This is a genomic window from Betaproteobacteria bacterium (genome assembly GCA_016194905.1).
Taxonomy (GTDB): Bacteria; Pseudomonadota; Gammaproteobacteria; order Burkholderiales; family JACQAP01; genus JACQAP01.
In genome coordinates, this window is record JACQAP010000021.1 from 99450 (window position 1) to 124080 (window position 24631).

The window sequence follows — 24631 nt, forward strand, 5'->3', positions numbered from 1 at the left end:
CATTTTCGCCAGTTTTGAAGGAGCTTCTATCCTCGTTGGTCCTGTGAACCGGGCTGGTCTGTCGAATAATCCGGGAAAATCTTGAAAGAGGCACGATCTGACTCCCTCTCCGCCCTTTGAGGGGGGAGAGGGCGGGGGTGAGGTGGGTGTGATCTTTGACTGACCTTTTCGAAGCCCGGCAGCCGGCGGCGCCACTCGCGGAGCTGATGCGGCCGCAGAATCTGGACGAAGTCGTCGGCCAGCGGCATCTGCTCGGTCCCGACAAGCCGTTGCGCGTGGCCTACGAATCGGGAAAGCTGCATTCGATGATCCTGTGGGGTCCGCCCGGGGTGGGCAAGACCACGCTCGCGCGCCTGATGGCGCGGGCCTTCGATGCCGAATTCATTGCGCTCTCCGCCGTTCTTTCCGGTGTCAAGGATATCCGCGATGCCGTTGCGCACGCGGAGAACGTGCTCCAGCAGTCCGGGCGCGCGACCATCCTGTTCGTCGATGAAGTTCACCGCTTCAACAAGGCGCAGCAGGATGCGTTTTTGCCCTTTGTCGAGCGTGGCCTGGTGACGTTCATCGGCGCGACCACCGAAAATCCATCGTTCGAAGTCAATGGTGCATTGCTGTCGCGTGCGGCGGTCTATGTACTCAAACCGCTTGACGAAGATGACCTGGCGGAATTGTTCTCGCGTGCGTTCGCGAAGGCCTTTCCCGCCCAGGCTTTCTCCGAAAAAGCGCGCGATCTGGTGGTCGGGGCCGCCGACGGCGATGCACGGCGATTGCTAAATATGGTTGAAGCCATCGGCAACGCGGCGACGATGCGCAAGGTTGCGCAGCTCGATGAAACATTCGTGCAGGCGACACTCGCCCAGAATCTGCGTCGCTTCGACAAGGGCGGCGATGCCTTTTACGACCAGATCTCCGCGTTGCACAAATCGGTGCGCGGATCGTCTCCCGATGCCGCGTTGTACTGGCTTGTCCGCATGCTCGATGGTGGCGCGGACCCCTTGTACGTCGGCAGGCGGCTGGTGCGCATGGCGGTGGAGGACATCGGCCTGGCCGATCCGCGGGCGTTGCGGCTGTCGCTGGATGCTTGCGAGACTTATGAAAGGCTGGGCTCGCCCGAAGGCGAACTCGCCCTGGCACAGGCGGCCATTTATCTGGCGTGCGCTGCAAAGTCGAATGCTTCCTACGTTGCGTATAATGAGGCCCGCTCGCTTGTCCAGTCCGACAAGTCCCGGCCCGTGCCGGAGCATCTTCGCAACGCTCCCACCAAGCTCATGAAGGAACTCGGCTACGGCCGCAGTTATCGTTATGCGCATGACGAGGTGGATGCGTATGCGGCGGGAGAAAATTATTTCCCGGAGGGCCTGGAGAGCACCGGTTTCTACCGGCCGACATCGCGTGGACTGGAAGGCAAGATCGCCGAGAAACTCGCGCACTTGCGCGAGCTGGATGTGAAGGCAAAGAAAAAGAACTGAAGGGCGTTGACGCAAAGGTCGCAGAGGAAAAACGGAGAGGACGCAAAGGAAAGCGATGTTGGATGTTCAATTGATTCGGAGTGATCTCGATGGGGTGGCGGCCAAGCTTGCGACGCGTGGTGTTGCGATCCCTGTTGACGCATTACGTACGCTTGAGCAGCGGCGCAAGAATGCTCAAGTAAAGACGCAGGAACTACAGGCGAGACGCAATACATCTTCGACTCAGATCGGTGTGTTCAAGCGCACGGGACAAGACATTTCTGCTTTGATGGCCGGCGTAAACGAGATAGGCGACGGGCTAAAAGTCGTCGAAGCCGAGTTGAGCCAAATCCAGACAGAGCTTACGAATATCTTGCTCACGATTCCAAACCTGCCGCACGCAAGCGTGCCCGTCGGAAAATCCGCGGACGAGAATGTCGAGATGCGCCGCATCGGTGAGCCGCGCAAGTTCGATTTCCCGGTGAAAGATCATGTCGATCTCGGTGCCGGCCTCGGCCTGCTTGATTTCGACGCTGCGGCGAGGATCAGCGGCGCGCGCTTCACCTTGATGAAGGGGCCGCTGGCGCGCCTGCATCGCGCGCTCGCGCAATTCATGCTTGACATACACACCGCGGAGCATGGCTACACCGAAGTGTATGTGCCTTATCTGGTCAACGCCGACAGCATGCGCGGAACTGGTCAGCTACCAAAATTCGAAGAAGACTTATTCAAGATCCCGAGACAGACTTTCGACGATGACGCCGTTCTGGAGGAAATTAGAAGATCAGGAAAGACCGTGGATTCGGTGAGCCCAAAGTTTCGTGATACAAGCCTGTACCTGATTCCCACCGCAGAAGTACCGGTCACGAACATGATACGAGACCAGGTGCTGTCACTTGACGAATTGCCGCTGAAGTTCGTCTGCCATTCGCCGTGCTTCCGCTCCGAGGCCGGTTCTTACGGCAAGGACACGCGCGGCATGATCCGCCAGCACCAGTTCGACAAGGTCGAACTGGTTCAGATCATCCAGCCGGAAAAATCCTACGAAGCCTTGGAACTGCTGACGGCGCACGCGGAAACGATTCTGAGGCGGCTGGAGTTGCCGTTTCGCACGGTGGCGTTGTGCACCGGGGACATGGGGTTCTCCGCAGCAAAGACCTATGACATCGAAGTCTGGCTGCCGGGACAGAATGCCTATCGGGAAATCTCCTCGTGCAGCAACTTCGAAGCGTTCCAGGCGCGGCGCATGCAGGCGCGCTTCAAGGGGGAGAAGGGCAAGAATGAACTGGTGCACACGCTGAACGGTTCCGGGCTGGCGGTTGGCAGGACACTCGTGGCCCTTCTGGAAAACTATCAACGCGCGGACGGCGGGGTGGACATTCCCGCCGTCCTGCAACCCTACATGGGAGGGTTGCAGGCGATCAATCGCCCGCGTTGATGTTTCAGTGCAGGCTAACCTGACCACTGAGCAGTGGTCAGGTTAAGCGAAGCGGCGGGAGCTAAAACTACCAGCAAGCCGACGGCAGTGTGGCGATACCGCCGGCGTTACGCCCGTACATGGGCGGCATCGACACGATTCGCCGCGGCTGAACGCGCTACGGCGCGACGTGACTTTCGTCGTCCGGGACCGTGGAAAACAGTGGCCGGTACGATTCGTCGTAGCGAACCAGGATGTCGAAATAGTTGCGGATGTTCTCGGTGAGAATGACGGCTTCCCCGCCGCGCGCAAAACCGCGTTTGACCGTGATGTAGAAGTCCGAGCGTGTCAGCAAAGGCAGCGTCTTCTTTACGTCGACCCAGGTATCCGAGTTCAGGCCGTGCCGTTGCGTCAGGATGCGGGCATCCTCCAGGTGACCATAACCGACGTTGTACGACGCGAGGGCGAGCCAGGTGCGGTCCGGTTCGGTTATGCGCTCGGGTAACGTGTCTTTCAGAATTTTCAGATAGCGCGCACCGGCAATGATGTTCTGGCGTGCGTCCAAGCGGTCGTTCACGCCGAGCCGATCAGCCGTTTCGGAAGTGAGCATCATCAATCCCCGTACGCCCGTGGGGCTCGTCGCCAGCGGATTCCAGTGCGATTCCTGGAAGCCCAGGGCAGCCAGCAGACGCCAGTCGATGCTAGTCAATTCCTGTGCCTCCTGAAAGGTGCTGCGATATTGCGGCAATATCGATAGCCGACGCTCCAGGAATGCGGATACATCGGCCTGGGTGAGGCGCTGGATATGGCCGTAATACCTGTCCAGCAGAATCCTCAAGGTGCCGTTGGCGTTGATGCGCGCGAAGAAATCCTTGACCCGGTCTACAAGCAGCGGACTCGCATCTTTCGGCAGAGCCCATGACAGTGTTTCGGGTTCGCCCAGATTGAACGCCCGGCCGATGTTCGGGGAGAAATTCTGGGCAAGCTCGACGATATTCGAGTCTGTCACGACGTAGTCGACCTCGTCACTAGCCAGCTTGTCGAGCAATGCCATACTGTCCGTCGCCGCAATTTCTTCCCATTGCAGCTTGGATTCTTGCAAGACTTCCAGTCCGAGCTGTTCCGCGCTGCTGGAACCGGCAAGGACGGCTACACGCTTGCCAACGAGGTCGCGGACATTCCTGGGGCGCTGATGATCGGTGTTGTAGGCGATCACCGTGTGCACAGACAGGTACGCGGGTCCGAAGATGAACTCCTTGCGGCGCTCTTCGGTCGCAGCCAGGCCCGCTGCGGCAAGATGAGCAAGATGGCGGCGCAATGCCGGCAGAATTTCGCTGAATTTCGTGCGCTCGACGAGGCGCAAGCGCGTGCCGGTGTCCTTGGCGAACATGTCGAGCAGGTCCTGCTCGATGCCGCTGTATTTGCCGTCCGCGCCGAGGAAGCGGGTGGCGGGGCCATTGCGGACCAGGACGACGAGTTCGTCGGTTTCGCCGAAAGGCTGTACCGGTCTCTCGAACAGCGTATCGGGATTGCACGATGGCAGTACCAGAAGGAGCGCCATTGCCACGACCCTCAGCGCGTTCGGCGACGAAGCACAACTTCCGGAGATTGCGCGCCGTCTCATTGTCAATAGCCGAAACGGCACGAGGGAAGATTCGCAATAGAGCACATCACTGATAAAATAGCACACGAATCCGGAGAGGTACCGAAGTGGCCATAACGGCGCTGACTCGAAATCAGATGGTCAGGGAGACCTGGCACGTGGGTTCGAATCCCACCCTCTCCGCCACCCAGTTTGCAATTTTCGTTCTCTGTCTCTAGCACAGACATCAAGTCCCGCAAGATCAAATACCTTCGCGTTCCGTGTCGCCAATTGGAGGCACGGAATGCGCTCCACAGCCGGGCATTAAGTTACCTTTCACGCGGTTTTCTCCAGCACGCACTTTCGCGTGCCACCTTTCGAATGTGGACAAAAATTGAAACCACGGATCATGCATCGATATCGGCATAGTGCGACCCCTTTGAAGCAGCCGCGCAGCGATAAATGGAAAGAGAATGCTTGACGCGAACGCCGGAATTCAGGCCTTAGAAAGCCCTAAGACCTTACGTTGCTCGACCCAGTCGAGCGGCAGGTTTTCGAGTAGTTTTTCCAGCGTGAGTTCTGCAGGCTGGCGTCCGACCAGTATCAACTCGACGATATCCGGTGCCAGGAAGGCACAGCGGGAGATCTTTCGCACATAGCGTGGGCTAACGCCCATTTCCTTTGCGAATACAGGCTGCGACTCCAGTCCGCCGGAGAGCAGTCTTTCGTACCAGCATCGCGCATGCTCCACGGCACGGATGAGCGGCATGATGGAGTTGATTACGCAAACATAGATGCACGAACAAACAATATTGCCCCGTGATTATGACCAAAGCGTAGGAATAATTTCCCTGTCGAAAATCAGAGTGGTCGCGTTACTGTGATCGGTACCTCCCTCCATCGTTGAAACGCGTGCCTGCAGGGTCGTTTCCGCCCCATACGATCATGTCTGTTCCGGTCCAGATCGCGGTGTGGCCCATCCGGGGACTGGGCATGGCCACAACAGGCGTGGATTGCCAGGCATCCGTGCTGGGGTTGTAGCGCCCCCCGACTCTGTAGTAGGGACCATTGGGATTCCGGCCTCCTCCCCACACAATCAACTCGGTTCCGCTCCAGATCCCGGGGACAGAGCGGCCCAATGGGGCGCACTTGGAGGACATGGGGAGCCAGGTGTTGGATGACGAGTTGAATCGCGCTCCAGTATTGAACGGGTCGCCGCCGTCATCTCCACCCCAGACGATCATTTCAGTGCCAGTCCACGCCGCCGAGTGGCGTATTCGGGGCGTAGGCGCGCCACTATCCGTGATTGCCGTCCAGCTATCTGACGACGGCGTATAGATTCCACCAGTGTTGGTTAAGAGCACTCCGGAGTTGGCCCCTCCCCAGACGATCATTGCCGATCCGTTCCAGATGGCCGTGTGTCCTAACCGCGCGGCCGGAGCACCGATCTCAGAGACCGTCGACCAGGAATTTGTGATCGGGTTGTATCGCGCCCCATCACCGAAGGCAATGACGCCAGTTCCGCTACCGCCCCAGACGATCATTTCCGATCCTGTCCATACTGCAGAGGGCGACTGCCGTGCGGAGGGCGCCCCGGATGACGACATGGCTGCCCAAGTGTCTGTGATCGGATCGTAGATGGCACCCGAATTCAAAAAGGCACCTGGTTGCACTCCTCCCCAAACAATCATCTTGCTTCCAGTCCAGACTGCAACATGACCGTATCGGGGGGAGGGTGCACCGACATTCGACATTGGCGTCCACATATCGGTAGCAGGATCGTAGCGCGCACCGTTACCGAAAACACCATTGGAATATCCACCCCAGACGATCATCTGGGTACCCGTCCAGATGGCTGTGTGGTCGGATCTCGGCGAGGGCGCACCAGCGGCGGATGCGGCACTCCATGTGCCGGCCCCTGCAGCCTGGGTTGTAAATGTCCACGTGTAGTCCGTTATAAGGTGGTTCCCAGCGAGGTCCGTGATTCCGGTTGTGATGGTGCTCGTGTAGGACGAGGAATCTGAGAGCGGACCGTCCGGAGCGAAAACGGCTGGTGCCATGAAAGGCAGCACGGCCGTTCCACCGACTGGATTGTTCTGACTATCCTTCAGTAGGAAAGTACTGGAGTTCACTGTCGGGAACGAGACGGCCTCGCTGAATGTGGCGAGTAGCTGTGTCTCGGTCGGAACACACGTTGCTCCGTTTGCGGGCGATGTCAAGCTCACGGTCGGTGGCGTGGTATCGGGCGCTGGACCCGTTGTGAAGCTCCAGCCATAGGCCATCGCGAGCGCATTTCCCGTGATGTCCTTTACGCCCGAGGTGATGGTGGCCGTGTAGACGGTCGACCCCTGAAAGCTTGCGGCAGGCGTGAAAGTCGCGACCGCGCTCGAATAGGTCACGCTGCCGTTCACGGGGTTGTTCAAATTGTCATTGAGCAGGATCGTCGAGGTCGAAATAGTCGCCGGATCCATCGCTTCACTGAAAGCGACGGTAAAGGCACTGTTTGTTCCGACTGCGGTCGCCCCGTTTGCAGGACTTGTTGCGCTGACGGTCGGCGGCGTGACATCGGGCGTACGCCTCACCGAGACTGTCGCGCGCCCAAGGTTGCCTCCCGGATCAGTGGCCGTGATCGTGATGGCATTATTTCCCACGACGAGATCGATGGTGGCTTGCCATGTATGACCGCACAGGTAGTAACCGAGGAAAAAGCAATATTGCGGTGCCTGCGTGGCCGCACCTGAGCCTCCCGTTGTGGCGTTTGCCCACGAGACCGTCACCCCCGTGTCCGTCGCCGATCCCGTGCAACAAACGAAGAACTTGGGACTGATAAAGGCATCACCGCTTAGAGACACGGTAGGCGAGTTCGTTAATTTGCTGGGTCCGGCATCGCTGCCGGTGATCGTGACCCAACCGGCGCCCACGCGATTGGGGTCATTGGGAGGTGTCGAGGCGTCCGTCCCCCCTCCACCGCCGCCACATGCGCACAGCATGAGAAGCAGGGATGTCAGCGCGGCAACTCGCCAGCGCGGACCGCTGCTCAGTAGAGAAACGAATTGGCTCAGTTGCGAAGACATATCTCGACCTCCGAATCAGCGGAACAGCACTCCGCCTGCGTCGCTTGTTGTGTTGATCGCGGTTTCTCTTTGCCCTCTCCTGTTTAGGAAGCTGGCAGGGTTACCCTCCCTTGCGAAAGCGCCATGACTTTGGCCGTCTCTCCGGCCAACCAGGGTCGCTCCGCATCCCAGTACTCCGGCGACCGTTTGCCGGCTTTGATCGCCTCCATTGCGAGCACCATCAAAGTTGCGACGACTTTTTCCTGGCGCAGCAGCTTGTAGTCGATCGCGGCCCAGTCGACCACTTCGTCGATGGGTTGTCCGTCCACATCGCGCTGGTAGGGCTCATGCCAGCCGCGTTGTCCCGGGCGAAACGTAGTTGTAATGCCAGTCTGTTTCGCGGTTACCCGAAAAGGCTGCTCGCCCGGATGCCGGTACACGATCGCAAGAAGGATCTGACCTCGTGTCAGCGCGTACTGGTAGTTTCCCGTCAGCACGTAATTCTTTGCCGTTTGCTCTGGCATTCCCTGCGACACCAGCAGACGCTGCAGCGAACTGTTTGCCTCGAAGATCGCCTGCGAGCGGTAGCGACCATAGAGGCCCGGCTGGCCTTCGATCCTGCCGGACTGCGGGTCGACACGCTTGTCGTCGATGGATACCCCGAAGGTGGCCTTGTACGAGTCGTCCAGTGGAACCGCATTCGCCTGCAATAGACCCTTGTTAAGATCGTTAAGTCCAGTTCCGATTGTGTACGGAAGAAAAGCCAGGCCCTGCGCTATGCCCGCGACGATCATGAATGGCGAAAGGACGAGGTTCTTCAGGCCCTGTCCGAACGTATTGGCTGCGACATACCCATCGGCCGCACCGGGGGTCGCACATCCGCCCAGGAGCATCATTGTCGTCAACAGCACACTCGATACTCGAATCATGTTCGTCTTCATGGTCTGCCTCCGTTTATAGAAATTGCAGTGCGTTGGCCTGCTAAAAATGTTTCGCTGACGTTTGAAATCGCTCAGGGTCGAGAGCTGCCGCTAGCGATCTCCTCCCTGTCTACACACGCTGCTGTTCGTTGCGTAGTCGTATCCGTGCGACGTCGAATTGACACCCAGGACGTGCATTTGTTGAGCGCAGAATGCATGTGGCCGGTTCCCGGATGGGTTACCAACCGATTACTTATGACTTACAAAATTGGGGAAGAAGGCAGGCGCAGGATCGATCGCGCTCGGGAGAACGCGTTACAGGCCGTCTATCGTGACCGGCCGGAACTTATTGGAGATTAACGAGTTTCTCGTAAATACCACGGGTTTCCATGGATGGCTCCACGCCCAGCCTTGCCGCCAGAACGGAACGACAGCGCGCATAGCCTTCGACGGCTTCGGCGACCCGGCCAAGCTCGACGTAGCATTGCATGAGCTGGCGGTACACGCTCTCGGCCAGATCGTCCACGTCGAGGACGCGGTGCAGATAGTCCACAGCGCGCTCGGTGTCGCCGGCCTGTTGCCAGAAGCGTGCGATGTCGCTCGCGGTGCGCACGTAGCGGTTACGCAGACGCTGGCGCAGCGTCTGACTCCATGGTTCGTCTGCTTCATTGCCGAGGAATGGACCCCGATAGAGCTCGAGGAGCCGGTCGCCGAATGCGGCGATGGCGGATTTGTCGATGTTATCGCGCCTGCCGCGCCAGGATAGGTCGATCAGCGCCGTAAGCTGTTCGAGTGCCCAGGTGTCGGTCCATACATAGCGTCCATCGAGGGATAGCTTGCCTTCCGAAAGGACAAGTGAGCGATCCTCTCCCAGAAGCTTGCGCAACCGATGCAACGTCGAGGTGAACGAGCGGTGCGCCGAGTCACCATCGATGCGGGGCCAGAGCGCTTCGGTAATGTGCGTCTCGCTGACTTCCCGACCGCCATGTGCAATGAGCACCTTGAGCAGATCCAGGGGGCGTTTCTGTCCCTTGCCCGACGATACGATCGGCACATTGCCGCGCAGAAGCCGAAATGGGCCCAGCGTGTGGACTTTGAAGGGCCACGGCCATCCCGACAGGGCCGCGCGCGCCGAATCCAGCGTGAGGCCGCAACGGCGAATGATCTCCGCAGCGTAATCGGGCTCGATTCGCGCTTCGAGCGCGCGACTCATCAGGCGCGCGAGGGGATCGGGACGCCATAACGTAAACGTCACAAAATTGCGCGGCTTGCCGACGGCGAGCGCCTGGCGCAGTGCCAGCAGTCCCGAGCGGCGGCGCCGGTTGTCTTCGAGCGCGACCCGCGCATAGCTCATCAGACCGGTAAATTCGAGCAGGTGATTCTTGATCGGGCGCCCGAGATCGTACGCTTGCTGGAACTGCGCCATGGCATTGGTTCTCTCGCCACCCTCGTAGAGAACCTCGGCCGCAGCAAGACGGCATAGCACTTCGAAGTAAGGGCAACCCACCTCGATTGCTGTCCTGAGCGCGAGCTTCTGTTGCTGGAACGCGCGCAGGTTGTCCTGCGAGAGCATCGCATGCCACGTCGAGAAGAGATGGAAGAGACAGAGATCGAATCGCGCCGGCGTCCGCGGCAACGTTGCGAACTCGTCCAGCATCGCTCTTGCGGCGTCGAGATCTCCGCAGGTCAACATACCGCCCGCCCCGAATACCAGCAATTGGTGGGAGGTGACGTTTACCCCGGCGGCCCGTTCGATCTCGAGTCCTTCCTGCACCGACCGGAGGCATTCATCATGTTGGGCGGTGAGCATGAAGTACATGACCTCGGCCAACCTCATCATGCTCAACGCGAAGGGCGAAACCTCGTGGCGGGAGGTCAGGCGTCGCATACCTTCGATTACCGCCGACGCTTTCGGATAGTGTCCTCCCCATATGATCGCGATCGCGACGCGAGGCTCCACCAGCATGCGCAGATCCGGGTCGTCATGGGCCGCCGACGCCATGTAGGCATGCTCGACCCACTTTTCGAGGTCGGGATGGTGCGGCTGCCGGACGACCATCGATGCCAGAAGGCTCGTTTCAAGACGGGTGCCCACCGGCCGCGACAGCATTTCCGGGTGCGCGCGGAGCAGCTCGTCCATGATCGGAATCCACCGATCGAGCAACGTGAAATCATCGAGCTCGTACAGGATCGAGTCCATCGCGCCCGAACAGCTCAGCATGAGTCCGACTACGTCCTGGTCTTTCTGCGCACGGAACAAGTCATATGCCTGTTCGTGCAGGATGCGGCCCTCCCGAGGGGACGCGTGCATGCGCGCCACCGCGATCCAGTACAGAGTCCATGGGTGCTGCTGCTGCACTTCCTTGGGCAAGGCCACGACCCACTGCGCGAGCGTCTCCGCCATGCCCCGGTTGAGCATCGCCTCGGCACGGGAGCGGATCACCTCGACCATGTGCTCCCAGTCGTCGATCTCGCGCAGCAGAGAAACGCATTCGCCGACGAGCCCATTCGCTTCGAGCAGAGCTGCCGCCTTTCGTTGCAGTCCAATACGGGTGTCCTTGTCGAAGGCTTCGGCAACGCGCGAGAGCAGGAACTCGCGCAGCAACGGGTGATACTGGTAAACCGGCTCCGGTCTAGCCTGTTTGAGCGTCACAAAATAGTTTTCGTGATACATCCGGGCCAGAATCGTTCCCGCATCGCTTTCACCGGTAAGGCTGCGTGCCATTTCTGCCGTCATCTGCGGCAGGTAGGCCGTATTGAGCAGGAATGTCTGCGTTCGGGAATCGGACTTCTCGAATATCTCTCCCGCCAGATAATCGAATACCAGTTGCGGGGTAGAGAGCTCCGGCACCTGCGCGATCGAATCGCGTCCGGCAACCTGCTCCAGCGTCAGGATCAAACCGGCTGCCCAACCCTGGGTCTTTTCATATAGCTCGGTGAGCGTCCGGTCTGACAAATAATGACCTCGTTGGCGGACAATTGCATTGCTCTCTTCCTGAGTCAGCCGCAAATTCTCCCAACCAAGCACTTCCATCGCTTGATTGGCGCGCAATCTCGCCATGAGCGGAGGAGGGTCGCTCCGACTGATGAGGACGACGATACAGTCGGCGGGTACCTCGGAGAGCGCGACCCGAATTGCGTCATGGAATACCGACTGTGCAGAGACTTCATGATATCCGTCGAGCACCATCGCGAATGGCGCGCCGAGATGTGCGTACAGTGTCTGGAAATAGCGGCGTGCGAACGCTGAAATCGCGGCATGATATTCCGGCGTGAGCTGTGGCAGCCGGAGTTGCGGCCTCCGACGCAGTTCACTGGCCGCCAAGCCGAGGTAATAAAAGAACGATGCAACATCCGCGTCGCCTTCGTCGACCTGGTACCAAAGGGATTGCTGCTTGCGGCGTTCAAGATAGCTGGCCACGAGCGTCGTCTTCCCGCACCCAGGTGGGCCCGTCACCCAGACAACGGATTTCCGAGTGGCATCCAGCATGGCGAAGAGGCGATCCCGAGGCAGGATGCCCGCGAAGCTTGGACGCGTCGTTTTGGCGAGGGAAACCGATCTTGTGCTCATGCTTGTCGCGCGCCTCACCGGCTCCAAGCCGATGTTACCGGACGGAGGTTTGGACTCCACCACGCGGTGATCATGGCGCGGCTCGCCTCTGGATCGCTTCTACTTCTTTAGGCTGTGGGAGTCGCGAACACCGGCTTGGGGATTCGCCCAAGCGGACTCTTACTATGGCTGTAGCCGGCGTCACCAGATACTCTTGCAGGTATCATCGTAACGCCTCAATGCAAGAGACCAAGCCGGCTGCGCATATGCGCTGGGAAGCGCAGACGCGATTGTACCAACAGCGAAAGTCGCGTCGTCATACTCACGCGTCCCCCTCTGAGATTCTGACGATCCGCCGATGCTAGCGGAATATTTGCCGACCCTTACTAGCGTTTCGAAGCAATCATACTATGCGGTTGATCGGGTATGGAAGGCCGGATGGGGTGGCTTTCTGCGCTTAGCAAATGCCCGGGCTCGGCAAAAAATTCGATCAGCTCCCTGATTGCGCCTGCCCGTGAGGTCGGTAGTTTGTCATGCATGCGCGCATGCTACGAGCTACTTGTTGATTTCTCCGCGCAGTTAACCCACTTTTTCGTTGGCACATAACCCGCACGGGAAGACAGCAACCACTTGGATCTACAGCGGAATCCCAATGCAAAAACGGATCTGTCCGAAATGGAAAACAGGGTCAATTAACAGTAAAAATAAACAATTAAGCGGATTGGCGCGCGGGCGTGGTCATGCGCGCGCGGCGATTCTTAGAGACCAGTGCGAGGGGGGCGGCGGGACAGGAGGCGTGGGCGCGTGCGGGGCAACACTGGCGACAGTTCAGGGAGCTTGATGCGAGACCCGGTAGTTCGGGCATAGTGTCGCGAGACGTACTCTTTTCCAAGTCAGCCATGGTCCGTCAACGGCCATAAGCGGCTATACAGCCAATTTTGTGAAAGCGGTCGTTCGACGGCGCAACCAGCCCTGAGCGGACATCCAAGGATTCGAGTTGCCACGTTCTGTCGAGAGGGTGCGAGCGAACGGGGGCGCCGAAAAGAACTCAAGACCGGTGGATCTAGCGAGAGAACCTAGACCTGGACCGCGTCAACCATGAACTGATTTCGACGAGGAATAACCTAATTTGCGCGACACGCTCTCAGCAGCGCTGCGCAATGCACGTACCAGCGTGCCGTCCCAGGAGATATCGAGATCGCGTTCAGAGCCAAGAAGAGTTATCACAGCGACGACGGCACCTCGATGATCAAAGATCGGAGCCGCCAAGGCGTTCGTTCCGGGAGTGACCGTACCTTGGATGCGAGAAAGCCCATGCTGCCTTACCGTCTTCACGAGCGTATCCAGATCTTTCTTGGTCTTCGGGGCTAGGGTTCCTGTCGACCGACGGTTCGCTTCGAGTTCAGCCGCGACTAGCTTGTGCGTCACCGATTCTGGCAAGAAGGCGATGAAGGCAAGTCCCGTCGCTGACCACGTCAGTGGCATGACCGCGCCCACTCGTGCCAGAACGAAAGCTGGTCGCCGCGACGCCAATACGCGGACAACAGTCGGTCCCTGATCCCCCCAGACCGCGAGCAGTCCGCTCTCGCTGGTTGACTCTCGTAACTCCTCCAGAACCACGGTGGCAAGGCCGATGGCGTCAATCCGACCCTGACGGGCCAGGCCAAGCTCAAGCGCGAAGTTCGCCAGGTCATAGCGACCGGTCGCCGAGTCTTGATCGACGAGTCCTAAGCGACCCAAGCTCACCAGGTACCGGTGGGCCTTAGCTGCCGGCATGTGAGCCGCTTTTGCTAGATCGCGCAGCATCATGGCTCGCCCTTCGCCGACCAGCGCGCGAAGCAGGCGGCCTGCGACCTCTACCGACTGGACGCCTTGTTGCGACGCCTTCACAGGAAATATTCCTGCCTAATAAAGCTGCGATCAAGTTTGCAGCCATACCTCGTTGTGCTCTGCACGAGCGTGTGGTTATGAGTCCGGTCGTTGGTCATGGTCGTGATCACTATCCTGCGATGCCTCAATTCTAGCAGATTACGTATTGCGGTTGACAATATCCTATATCGTAATTACCATATTCGTAACTTAATTACGAAACCCGTAACTCAAGGATAGCCAACCAATAAACTAAGGAGGGAGCCATGACTGCATCGTCGCTGTATAAGTCTTTGATCCTGGCCGGAGCACTGGCGTGGCTGGGAACAGACGTGAGCTTTGCGGAGAAGCGCTATGGGCCCGGCGTCACCGATACAGAAATAAAGATCGGTCAGACCATTCCCTATAGCGGCCCGGTTAGCGCCACGGGGATGGTCGGCAAGGCGCACACTGCCTACTTCGATATGATCAACGAGCGCGGTGGTGTCAATGGCCGCAAGATTCGGCTTATCTCATTGGACGATGGCTACAACCCCGCCAAAACCGTCGAGCAAACTCGGAAGCTCGTCGAGCAGGAAGAGGTATTGTTCATCTTCGGTTCGCTCGGCACGGCATCCAACAGCGCGATCAAAAAATACCTCAATGGGAAACAGGTACCGCACTTGTTTATTAACGTGCTCGGTTCGAAATTCAACGATCCGACGCACTTTCCCTGGACAATGCCCTTCCAACCCAGCCCGCAAGTGGAGGTGCAGGCTTTCTTACTCCACCTCCTTCGCGAACAGCCCGATGCCAGGATCGCCGTGCTCTACCAGAACGACGATCTCGGCAAGGACTATTTGAGAGCGACAAGAGAATTGTTGGGGGACAAGGCCGTGCGCATGATCGTAGCCGAGGCAAGCTACGAGGCGACCGACCCGAGCGTCGATTCGCAAATAGCCAGCCTCAAAGCTTCGGGTGCCGACACACTGTTGATCGCTACGACTCCCAAATTCGGCGCATTTGCAATTCGAAAAATCTACGACATTGCCTGGCAACCCATGCGATTTATTGCTTACCCGAGCACCTCGATTGGGGCAACGCTGACCCCGGCGGGATTGGGGAAATCAGCGGGTCTTTTTTCCGCAGCCTTTCTGAAGGATCCAACTGATCCAGTCTGGCAGCAAGACGCGGGGGTGACAGAATGGTTTGCATGGATGAAGCGATACCATCCTAGAGGAGATGTGGCGGATGCGTTCAACGTCTTGGGCTACTCGGGTGCGCAATTGCTGGTTGAGGTGCTACGGCGTTGCGGTGATGATCTGACGCGCGAGAATGTGATGAAACAAGCCGCGAGTCTGAAGGATGTGGATCTTACGATGCTGTTGCCGGGAATCAAGATCAACACGAGCTCAACCGACTACCAACCCATCAGACAGGCGCAGCTTCAGCGCTTCGATGGGAATCGATGGGTTAAGGTTGGGAAGTGAGGTTGGAGCGACCCTAGAGTTGATGTATGCCATCGAAACGAAAACCTCGGCGAGGATCTCTCTCAAAGAGCACCTCAACCCGGACCACGCGGCGGGGGTCCCTCAGTGACGCTGCGAATAGCGATAGTAGGAGGTGGTCTTGGCGGACTTGCAGCCGCGCTGTTCCTTCAGAAGGCGGGACTGGACGTAACGGTCTACGAGCAGGCGCCAGAGCTGAGGGAGCTGGGCGCGGGGATTGTGATCCCACCCAACATGGTGCGCCCGTTGGACAAACTTGGGCTCGCCGACAATCTGCCGGACTTCGCCGTTCGGCTTGAGGCCGCCTGGGAGTTCCGTCGTTGGAAGGACGGCCAGGTGCTGTTCGTCCAACCCATGGGAGAAGAGTGCGAGCGCCTCTACGAGGTGCCCTGCTACGTCGCCCACCGGGCGGACATATTGGCCCTGTTCCAGCAAGCGCTCTCTGCGCAACAGGTCCACCTGGATCATCGCTGCGTCGAAGTGACTCAGCTGGAGAACGAAGTGGAACTTACCTTCGCCAGTGGGTCCGGCCGGGAAACGACGGTGACCTCGGACGTGGTCATCGGCGCGGACGGCATTCACTCGATGGTCAGGGAGATGATCGCCCCAAAGATTGGCGCCCGCTTCTCCGGGCTATGCGCCTTCCGTTGTCTGGTCCCCGCCGAAAAGGCACCAGACATGGCTCGTCGTCCAGTGCAAACGCTGTGGGTCGGCCCCGGCCGCCACTTCGTGCACTATCCGGTCTCCGGAGGACGGTTGGTCAACATAGTCGCGATCGTTCCTGCTGGCGACTGGCGGACCGAGTCCTGGACGGCCGATGGCCAGATCTCGGACCTGATCGAGGAGTTCGAGGGCTGGGACGACCGCCTGAATCGGTTAATCGCCGCCGCCACCCACACCAAGCGCTGGGCTCTGTACGACCGGGTCCCGCTCGAACAGTGGACCGAGGGCCGCATCAGCCTTCTTGGCGATGCCGCGCACGCGATGCTCCCGTTCTTCGCGCAGGGCGCAGCGCAAGCGATCGAGGACGGCGCGGTTCTCGCCGCTTGTCTGCGCACTGCCAGCCGCGACTCGCTACCTCAGGCGCTGCGGCGCTACGAGGAGATCCGCCGGCCACGAGCCAGCGAAGTCCAATTGATGAGCCGTGGCAGGGAAGTGCTGAACCACTTGCCAGATGGCCCCGAGCAGCGGCAACGTGATGCTGAGTTCGCGAACAGCCACCCTCTTCGCCAGAGCGCATGGCTGTACGGACACAACTTGGAAGCCGATTTAGTGAAACCAGCATAGGATCCCAAGGTTGAGCGGATCGAATCCCATCCCTTGTGTCACCGCCTTGGCTGCCATCGTCTTCGCCCGCTCGTTGTCGGCGATGCTGCTAGCAAGACGCGACCTTGCGCCCCGACTCTGGCCTCGCGCCTCTCTATCGACGCCGTGATGATCTTCGAAGGCGGGATACAAGCACTCCTTCTGCTTCTCGACGATCATGGCTGACTCGAATTGCGAGACCTCAGCCGTGAGATTCTCCGGGTCGCCTCCCAAGGTTGTGTCCGCCTTCTGGCATGTCTGCGAAGACACGATCAAGCGCCTCTATAGCAGACAATCGTCACCTTCAGCTTTGGGTCGATCTCGGCCGTTACGACATCCAGGTTTTGGTCACGCTAGGTGACCTGTCCGGGCGACACTAGCCCAATGCCCCAATTGCGAGGTAGTCAGGGATGGGGTGCCTTAGCGCATCCCTTGCGCGTCGTCCTAGCCTTCTCCTAAGGTGGGGAACCCTAACTGGCCGCCACCTGCGCCTCGGCGGGAAGCCGCAGGCCCGTTATAAAGCTATCCAATCCCCTTGGAAAGTTCGTCCAAAATAACGGCTGATCTATCGTTTCGATCTATTCCAATAACGGTGCCGCCTCGACAGACGCTTCCGAGGTTTAAAAAAGGGTCCGTGAAAACGAGGGAAGCCCACTGTCTCCCAGCGCATCGAGCAGGTGATTGCGGGCTGCCTCGCGCGATCTCTGCAGCAGATAACCGGGACGCCAGACCAGCGACCCGATCAGATACGGCGCAGGCTGGGCCCGGATATATCCGACTGCGCGGATGCCGCGTTCGAGCATCCACGCTTCGAAGTCGAATCCATCCGGATTGGCGTTTCGTGGGGTCTGTCAACCAACATATGAAAGCCGTTGAATCAGTTAAGGATTCTACGTCTTTATGACAGGACAGTTACGCAGCTAGCTACACAGACGCGGTTGATCACGCATTGTTTATGCTCTTCCGATTCTGCCGCTCGCCTTGCCCGCACATGATCGGCCCTTACTCTTTTCCATTTTTCGTTTGGCAAAAATTGATGCAAAGCGCATTCTAACTACTGCACTTATGCAGACATTTGTGCAACTTTTACCGGTGACTGCAGCTGTTACAGATCCGCACCGCACAATTATTTTTCGTAATTGGACGATTGCAAATTCCTTAGCCCTTGGCATCGCTGTTGCCATGAGCTGAGTCGATCTTTGTTGCCGCCGTTGACATCAGGTGGTGGTGGCGTCTGCCAGGCATGTTGCTTGTGCCTCGGGCAGCTTGGCTATCGCAATGGGGCGGGATTGGTAGCTGCGTGGCTCGCGTGCCGATCTTTCCCAGATTCGAACAAGGGGGGGGTGCGACGTGAAAGTCCTGTCCAAGGAAAAAATTAGGTTGCTGGCAGAAAAAAACGGTTGGTCGCTGGCGTATGCAGAAGGCTTTATCGATGGTGAAGCCTTTCGCCGGCGCGGCAAAACGCTATCTGCGTATGCCCAGATCGGAATCGATGAATATTGCCTGGGCCTCAGAGCCAGTTACTATGAGCAGCAAATTATTGAGCGCCAACACATTACTCAAATGGCGAGCGTTTCCGGACAGCCTACAGCACGCTCGTCATTAAAAGTCTGAAGATTCGGTCGATCCCGTCGATGCTACGATAGTTCCCCGCCGCAGCGGTTAGGCCACCGCAGGCAGCGTTATCGCGTGACAACGTGACGTTCGTCCGTCGCACCTGTGATTTCCTGCCGGATTCTTTTTTCGCCCCAATTATTACTTCGGTTTGGCTTTGTCGCGCTCCGCCGAGCGACGATCCTTTTCAGTTTCAATTGCCCTACACGTCACACATCGGTGTCCGATAGTCGGAGTTTCCTTCTCCTCAAAATTTTGTATTGGCCAGAAGGGGCACTCCGGCATTGAGTGCCACAGTTCCGTACCGATAAGCCGTCTGAACATTTTCTATATTCTTTTTGTACTTCGTACACCGAAATGACGGATGGCGCTTTCCGTTTGCAAGACAGAAAGTATACCAAACACACCGATCGCCTCAGCGTGCCGTGGCCGAGCCGTAAGCTTCCCCAAATCGTAGACACCTTGGGAGTAGAACTTTCTGGCAGGATTATTGGGTCAGGAGGTTCGGATGAAGAAATCGAAATTCACGGAGTTGCAGATCGTGGCGATCCTGAAGGAAGCCGATGCGGGGATGCCGGTCAACGAAATTTGGCGCAAACACGGGATCAGTTCGGCGACCTACTACAAGTGGAAGGCCAAGTACGGCGGGCTGGACATGGCGGAGCTGAAGCGGGTGAAAGAGCTGGAAGCTGAAAACGCCAAGCTCAAGCGGATGTATGCCGATCTGGCCCTGGAGAATCAAGCGATCAAGGCGGTGCTGAACCGAAAACTGTAACGCCATCCGAGCGCCGGGAAGCGGTGCGGATCATGGTGGAGGAACAAGCGTTGTCTTCTCGGCCCTACTCGAACGCGTTCGTCAGGTCGCCCGCATTCGCGCGCACGCCCGGCAGCGGCTCCAGCCCGAAGCGCCGGGTGATGAATTTCAGAATCGACGTCGTATCGTACGGGGTGTGATCCACGGCGCCCTTGCGGGCGAACGGCGACACGATGATCGTCGGCACCCGGCTCCCCGGTCCCCAGTTGTCCCCAACCGGCGGCGCAACGTGATCCCAGAATCCGCCGTTCTCGTCGTAGGTCACGATGATGGCGACTTCGCCCCAGAGTTTCGGGTTGTCGCGGATTCGCGTGATGATCTCGGCGATGTGCGCATCGCCCGACATCACATCCGTGTAGCCGGGATGCTCGTTCAACTTTGCGGTCGGCTTGTAAAACGCCACTTGCGGCAGCGTCCCGTTGTCGATGTCCGCGAGAAAGTCTTCTCCATCCCGCAGGTGTTTCGCGCGATCGGCGCTGCCGGGGGCGAATCGCGCGAAGTAGTTGAATGGCTGGTGATGCGGCTGGAAGTTGGCCTGCTTCGCGTTGTTGATGATCGAGCGATCCGCCAGCGCCTGATTCCAGGCCCCGGCATACCAAGCCCAGGAAACGTCCCTCTCCGAAAGCGTGTCGCCTATGGTCTTCAGCGTCTGCGGCGGAAGCCGGTGGTGATTGTCGGGGTCGGCCAGTGCCGGATCCCCACCCGCCGCCGGGGCGAGCGCACTCGGCTGATACGGCGGCTGCACCGTATTCACGGCATGACCCGCAGGCGTCACTGCACCGTCCTTCAGCAGGATCGGTCCTTCCATCGCGGACTTGGGCGAATCCTTCTGGTGCTCCAGCCTTCCGCTCCCATCTTCGACCGTGACCATATCACCCGGAGCATTCCGGTATTCCGGGGTGCAGGCGCAGACCAGCCAGAAGTGATTGAGGAACGAACCTCCAAAGGCGCCCATGAAGAAATTGTCCGCGAGCGTGAATTCGCGGGCGACGGACCACATCGGCAGCCTGGATCCGTCGTAGTAGCCCATCACCAGCGCGCCGGCGTTCGACATCGCCACGAAGCGGTCGTTGCGGCCACCGTTGATCTGCTCCCTGTTCTGATAAAAGCGGTGGACCAGGTCGCGTGTCTTGACGTCCAGCGGATGGTTGACCGGAGGTTCGTCGAGCCGGAATGGGTGGTTCGGGAGCGTCGCGGGAAAAGTCGGATCGGTCTCCCGGATCCTCAGGTCCTGTTCGTTGGCCCACACGGGCGGCAGCACCTTGAACGGCGTCCCGTCGTGGTCCACTTGCGGCATGTAGTTCGCCAGCGCATTGGCAGTTCCGTTGGCGCCGGGGAACATGCCGTACAAGTTGTCGAAGCTCCGGTTCTCGGCGTAGATAACGACGATATGCCTGATTTTCTCGATCGAGGCCGCGTCGGCCGCAACAGATGGGGAACAGAGGCCGACAACGGAAAGGAATGCCACGAAGACCTGTACGAGCAAACCACAGCGAATCATTTTTCTCTGTTTTCCTTTGCTGAATCTGGAGCAACGGTTCCGCGTTTCAAAGGTGTGCCAAGGCCAATAGGCCCAGGGCTATCCCAAAAGCGCTCAAGCCATAAACGCCCCACTGCAGCCATTTTCTTCGCGTCAGCAAAGCGATAGCGGACAGGGCAATCGCAATCTGCAGCGCAGTCGTGGCTTGCGCCCAGCGATGGTGCAAGTGCATTTGCTCATCACTTTGTTTGTCCCATTCTTTTGATTCCGCCTCGAATGTTTCGGCGGTTTTTTTAATGTCTGCTTTTTCTTCTTTGTAGCGCTCGATGGCCTGCGAGTAATAGTCCCGTTTGTTGCTAGGCGCCAGCTCCATGCCCAGTTCAGCCAAATTTTGTTTGCTACTCTTGGCTTGGTAGTAGTTCCACTGATTGGCAGCCTCGGTCTTCTTGATCGCGGCGTTATTTTTAGCCATGCCGGCATTGGCTTGCATTGCACCGCCTTGGTAGGAAAACAGCGCGCCCACCGTAGCGAGCAAGGCCGTGGTCACTGCAATGCGCCCGGTAAAACTGTCGCCAGCACCGTGCTGCGTGGCGTGCTCCAATTCGTGGTCATGCGGACCGTGTACATGAAAGCCGTCTTCTGACATGACTATCTTCCTTCTCGAATGGTGGGTTGATCAGGTTCCGGTACTCTTGCGGAAAACCCTGTTTGCGCAGGGCATTGTCAAGTTGAACTGGAGCTGATGCAATGGCCGCATGGATACTGTTGATTTCGACCCTGAGCTGACCCGCAATTTTGTCGGCAAGTGACTCATATTGAATCACCCCGATCGCTTGGCCACACAGCGGAGTATGAATGCATTAGTGGGTCTGCCCGAAAGAAATAACAAGGTCAACTGGCAGTAAAAATCAACACACGTCGCGCGTTGATGCGCCAATACGAACTGGCTTTGGCGTTCTTCACCCGCGAATGCCAATGAAGTTGACAGAGCGCTGACGAATGCAGGGATTCGAACTATGTACGTTATATTAAAGGCGTTATTTAAACGCACGGAGGGTGCTTATGTTGGTTCGTAGTCGGAAGGACTTGTATGGCGGCCTGTTGTTGTTGGCCTTCGGCATTGCCGCGATCGTGCTGGCTCGAGACTATGCACTCGGAAGCGCGGCGCGAATGGGTCCAGGTTATTTCCCGCGCATGCTCGGCATTCTCCTGATCGTAATCGGATGTGTGCTGATTCTGATTTCGCTCCGGAACGAAGGATCCCCGATTCCCGCCTGGAAGTGGCGGCCCACTATGGTCGTGCTGGGAAGTGTGGTGCTGTTCGGCGCCATCGTGCAATACCTTGGCTTGGCCTTGTCCACGGTCGTGCTGATTGTGATGTCGAGCGCCGCGAGCACAGAATTCCGAGCTAAGGAAGCCGTGATTAGCGCCATTGGGTTGGCCGTGCTGGCGGTGGCTGTCTTCATTCTCGGACTGAAGCTGCAGTTACCAATCTGGCCCGTGTTTATCTGACGCCATGGAGCTTCTCAACCATCTCTGGCTTGGCTTCAGTGTCGCGCTGTTACCGGCCAATCTTTTATATGCACTCATTGGTTCATTGCTCGGTACCTTGATCGGCGTGCTCCCCGGCATCGGACCGGTGGCGACCATCGCCATGCTGCTGCCGACGACCTACGCCCTTCAACCGGTCTCGGCGCTCATCATGCTGGCGGGCATCTACTACGGCGCGCAGTACGGGGGGTCGACCACATCCATTCTATTAAACATGCCGGGAGAGACCTCGTCCGCGGTGACCTGTCTCGATGGCTATCAAATGGCCCGGCAGGGTCATGCTGGAGCCGCGTTAGCGATCGCGGCGCTCGGCTCTTTCTTTGCCGGCACCGTTTCAACGGTCATGGTGGCGACTGTCGCTGTACCGCTGTCTGAACTTGCGCTGAAATTCGGTCCCGCCGAGTACTTCTCCCTGATGGTCCTTGGACTGATCGGCGCCACGATATTGGCGCACGGCTCCTTACTCAAGGCGATTGGAATGGTCGTTCTCGGCCTGTTGCTGGGGCTCGTGGGCACAGATGTTACCTCCGGCCTTGATCGCTATGCGTTCGGCGTTCCTGAATTGAGGGACGGTATCGGGGTCGTGAGCGTAGCTATGGGCCTGTTTGGTTTTGCGGAAATCATCACCAATCTCGAGAATGTGGAAACGCGCGAGTTGCTTACGAGCAAGGTCGGTGCGCTGTGGATCACCAAAGAACAGTTCAAGCAGGCATGGCCCGCGGTGTTGCGGGGGACCGGACTCGGCTCGCTCCTCGGCCTGCTTCCCGGCGGCGGAGCGATGCTCGCTTCGTTTGCGTCCTACGCCGTCGAAAAGAAAATTGCGAAGGATCCAAGCCGTTTCGGCAATGGCGCGATCGAAGGGGTGGCCGGCCCGGAATCGGCGAATAATGCTGGGGCGCAGTCGTCATTCATTCCTCTTCTCACGTTAGGGATTCCTGAGAACGCAGTGATGGCGCTGATGGTAGGCGCGATGACTATTCACAGCATTCAGCCTGGACCGCAGGTGATGATCTCGAACCCTGGACTGTTCTGGGGGCTCATCGCATCAATGTGGGTTGGTAACCTGATGTTGGTCGTATTGAATCTTCCATTGATCGGGATCTGGATCAAGCTGCTGCAGGTTCCATACCGCATGTTGTATCCTGCGATTCTTCTGTTTTGCGCCATCGGGGTTTACACGATCAGCAATGCGAGCTTCGACGTCATGCAGACGGCGGTGTTTGGCTTTCTTGGTGTTGTCTTTGTGAAATTGGAATTCGAGCCGGCGCCCCTTCTCCTCGGCTTTGTACTGGGGCCCATGATGGAAGAGAACCTTCGGCGGGCCATGCTTCTCTCTCGGGGGGATCCCTCGGTATTCGTCACGCGGCCGGTTTCTCTCGTCATGCTGTTAATGGCAGTTGGTCTCCTTCTGCTTATTGCCGTCCCTAATTTCCGGAAAACTCGCGAAGTGGCGTTCCAGGAGGAAGAATGACGCCGCAACCTTTGTGCGCGCAGACCAGCATTGTCAATTTGCAAATGCTCGCGATGCCGATATCGTGGAAGGGTACGCTGCGGCAATACGCTGGACGGCTCCATCGTGAGCACGCCACCAAGATGGACGTGCGAATTATTGACATTGACTTTGTCGACACGGCCCACTCGGCACGTTCTGCGAACGTGTGTCTATTTTCATTAAAGGCCATTGGCATAAAGAGAAACACCAGACCAGCAGCTGAGAAGTTTTGTCGATACCGCCGACGCGGCGTGTGGGTTGAACGCGATCAGGCCCCGTGGCGCGGCTTAGCGCGGCCACAGCCAGCCGAACGTGCCTGCGGTCAGGAGCGCGTAGATAAACCCGTCCACGGTCGCCTTGATCGTCGTGCGCCAGGCACGGCGATACCAGATCGACATCTGCCAGAGCGCGACCGAGTATCCGAGGAACGCGGTGACCCCGACGAACTGGAAAACGCGAAGGTAGGCCGCGCCGACAGGCAGCGCGCGCCCCGCGACGTACGCGGCGAAAAGCCCAACAACCGCGGAGTAGAGGAACCAGAGCACGAGGTTCTTCGCCATCGGCATGGGGCCATTCGGCATCACCGTGAGCACCATCACCGGGCCCTTCTTCATCTTTTCGGCAAAGTCCTGTGAACGCATCTCCTGTGCGCTCGACGGGCGAGGGACCATGAAGTCGCCCGGCGGTATGGCGAACGGCCGAAGTGCATCCATCACCTTGTCTTCGTTGGGCACTTTTGGGTAGTCGTTCTTATGCCAGCGCGACGCCATGTGGATGATGGAACTCACGACGAAGACGATCACCGACGACAGCAGGATTGGGAGCCACAATGCGGATAGCCCGACCATGACATTCTCCTCTCGTGGGGCGACGCTGCAATTCTGGGATAACTATCGCACTTCGTCAACGCAGCCTAACGGGCCGCAGTTAGCCGCTCAATATGACTTGTTGCGAGCTTGACTCCCCCGACCGAGGCTCGAACGGATGTATCGCATCCAGTGAATGTCCTCTTATCGACCGCGTCCAGCTGTTCCGGGGGCGGCTAGAGC

18 protein-coding genes, 1 tRNA gene and 1 pseudogene are annotated in these 24631 nt (G+C 58.4%); 9 read left to right on the plus strand and 11 right to left on the minus strand.

What is annotated here, in order from left to right:
- The first annotated feature begins 206 nt into the window (after window positions 1-206).
- Together HY067_14610 and serS are read left to right on the plus strand one after the other, a co-directional pair.
- The gene (locus HY067_14610) at window positions 207-1469 is read left to right on the plus strand and encodes a replication-associated recombination protein A (protein ID MBI3529187.1); all 1263 of its coding nucleotides are present in this window, start codon (window positions 207-209) and stop codon (window positions 1467-1469) included.
- 55 nt (window positions 1470-1524) lie between these two features.
- Window positions 1525-2886 (plus strand): serine--tRNA ligase, encoded by a 1362-nt coding sequence (gene serS, locus HY067_14615; GenBank protein MBI3529188.1) that lies wholly within the window; start codon window positions 1525-1527, stop codon window positions 2884-2886.
- Window positions 2887-3043: 157 nt separating this feature from the next.
- Here serS and mltF read toward each other — a convergent pair whose 3' ends face one another.
- The gene (gene mltF, locus HY067_14620) at window positions 3044-4426 is read right to left on the minus strand and encodes a membrane-bound lytic murein transglycosylase MltF (GenBank protein MBI3529189.1); all 1383 of its coding nucleotides are present in this window, start codon (window positions 4424-4426) and stop codon (window positions 3044-3046) included.
- A 135-nt stretch (window positions 4427-4561) separates the two neighbouring features.
- Between mltF and HY067_14625 the strand changes: the two genes are divergently transcribed.
- Window positions 4562-4654, plus strand: a tRNA-Ser gene (locus HY067_14625).
- Window positions 4655-4943: 289 nt separating this feature from the next.
- Here the strand turns inward: HY067_14625 and HY067_14630 are convergent.
- The 5 genes and pseudogenes from HY067_14630 to HY067_14650 form a co-directional block, all read right to left on the minus strand.
- Window positions 4944-5216: a hypothetical protein gene (locus tag HY067_14630; GenBank protein MBI3529190.1), complete on the minus strand. Its 273-nt coding sequence runs from the start codon at window positions 5214-5216 to the stop codon at window positions 4944-4946.
- A 106-nt stretch (window positions 5217-5322) separates the two neighbouring features.
- Window positions 5323-7521 carry an Ig-like domain-containing protein gene (locus HY067_14635; protein MBI3529191.1) on the minus strand — a complete coding sequence of 733 codons (2199 nt, stop codon included), beginning with the start codon at window positions 7519-7521 and terminating at the stop codon, window positions 5323-5325.
- Window positions 7522-7604: 83 nt separating this feature from the next.
- Window positions 7605-8441 (minus strand): hypothetical protein, encoded by an 837-nt coding sequence (locus HY067_14640; protein ID MBI3529192.1) that lies wholly within the window; start codon window positions 8439-8441, stop codon window positions 7605-7607.
- 325 nt (window positions 8442-8766) lie between these two features.
- The gene (locus HY067_14645) at window positions 8767-11841 is read right to left on the minus strand and encodes a hypothetical protein (protein MBI3529193.1); all 3075 of its coding nucleotides are present in this window, start codon (window positions 11839-11841) and stop codon (window positions 8767-8769) included.
- A 1221-nt stretch (window positions 11842-13062) separates the two neighbouring features.
- Window positions 13063-13848: pseudogene (locus tag HY067_14650) on the minus strand (IclR family transcriptional regulator).
- A 257-nt stretch (window positions 13849-14105) separates the two neighbouring features.
- On the opposite strand from HY067_14650, the gene HY067_14655 reads away from it, so the two are divergent.
- Both HY067_14655 and HY067_14660 read left to right on the plus strand, forming a co-directional pair.
- Entirely contained in the window at window positions 14106-15308 is a 1203-nt protein-coding gene (locus tag HY067_14655; protein ID MBI3529194.1) for an ABC transporter substrate-binding protein, read from the plus strand.
- A 111-nt stretch (window positions 15309-15419) separates the two neighbouring features.
- Window positions 15420-16613, plus strand: a complete 1194-nt coding sequence (locus HY067_14660) for an FAD-dependent monooxygenase (protein MBI3529195.1) — start codon at window positions 15420-15422, stop codon at window positions 16611-16613.
- Here HY067_14660 and HY067_14665 read toward each other — a convergent pair.
- Both HY067_14665 and HY067_14670 read right to left on the minus strand, forming a co-directional pair.
- On the minus strand, window positions 16596-16811 hold the full coding sequence (locus tag HY067_14665) for a hypothetical protein (GenBank protein ID MBI3529196.1): 216 nt from the start codon (window positions 16809-16811) through the stop codon (window positions 16596-16598). The two genes, HY067_14660 and HY067_14665, sit on opposite strands and share 18 nt — an antisense overlap.
- A 440-nt stretch (window positions 16812-17251) precedes the next feature.
- Complete coding sequence (locus HY067_14670; protein ID MBI3529197.1) at window positions 17252-17434, minus strand: hypothetical protein; 183 nt, start codon at window positions 17432-17434, stop codon at window positions 17252-17254.
- A gap of 547 nt (window positions 17435-17981) precedes the next feature.
- Between HY067_14670 and HY067_14675 the strand changes: the two genes are divergently transcribed.
- Window positions 17982-18245 carry a hypothetical protein gene (locus HY067_14675; protein ID MBI3529198.1) on the plus strand — a complete coding sequence of 88 codons (264 nt, stop codon included), beginning with the start codon at window positions 17982-17984 and terminating at the stop codon, window positions 18243-18245.
- 508 nt (window positions 18246-18753) lie between these two features.
- A complete protein-coding gene (locus tag HY067_14680; protein ID MBI3529199.1) occupies window positions 18754-19020 on the plus strand; it encodes a transposase in 267 nt (88 codons plus the stop codon).
- A gap of 64 nt (window positions 19021-19084) precedes the next feature.
- Here the strand turns inward: HY067_14680 and acpA are convergent, their stop codons facing one another.
- Together acpA and HY067_14690 are read right to left on the minus strand one after the other, a co-directional pair.
- Complete coding sequence (gene acpA / locus HY067_14685; protein MBI3529200.1) at window positions 19085-20560, minus strand: acid phosphatase; 1476 nt, start codon at window positions 20558-20560, stop codon at window positions 19085-19087.
- A 46-nt stretch (window positions 20561-20606) separates the two neighbouring features.
- Window positions 20607-21185 (minus strand): DUF4337 domain-containing protein, encoded by a 579-nt coding sequence (locus HY067_14690; GenBank protein MBI3529201.1) that lies wholly within the window; start codon window positions 21183-21185, stop codon window positions 20607-20609.
- A gap of 416 nt (window positions 21186-21601) precedes the next feature.
- On the opposite strand from HY067_14690, the gene HY067_14695 reads away from it, so the two are divergent.
- A complete protein-coding gene (locus HY067_14695) occupies window positions 21602-22051 on the plus strand; it encodes a tripartite tricarboxylate transporter TctB family protein (protein ID MBI3529202.1) in 450 nt (149 codons plus the stop codon).
- A 4-nt stretch (window positions 22052-22055) separates the two neighbouring features.
- Complete coding sequence (locus HY067_14700) at window positions 22056-23561, plus strand: tripartite tricarboxylate transporter permease (protein ID MBI3529203.1); 1506 nt, start codon at window positions 22056-22058, stop codon at window positions 23559-23561.
- Between the two features lie 308 nt (window positions 23562-23869).
- On the opposite strand, the gene HY067_14705 is transcribed toward HY067_14700, so the two are convergent.
- Window positions 23870-24430: a hypothetical protein gene (locus tag HY067_14705; GenBank protein ID MBI3529204.1), complete on the minus strand. Its 561-nt coding sequence runs from the start codon at window positions 24428-24430 to the stop codon at window positions 23870-23872.
- Window positions 24431-24631: the final 201 nt, after the last annotated feature.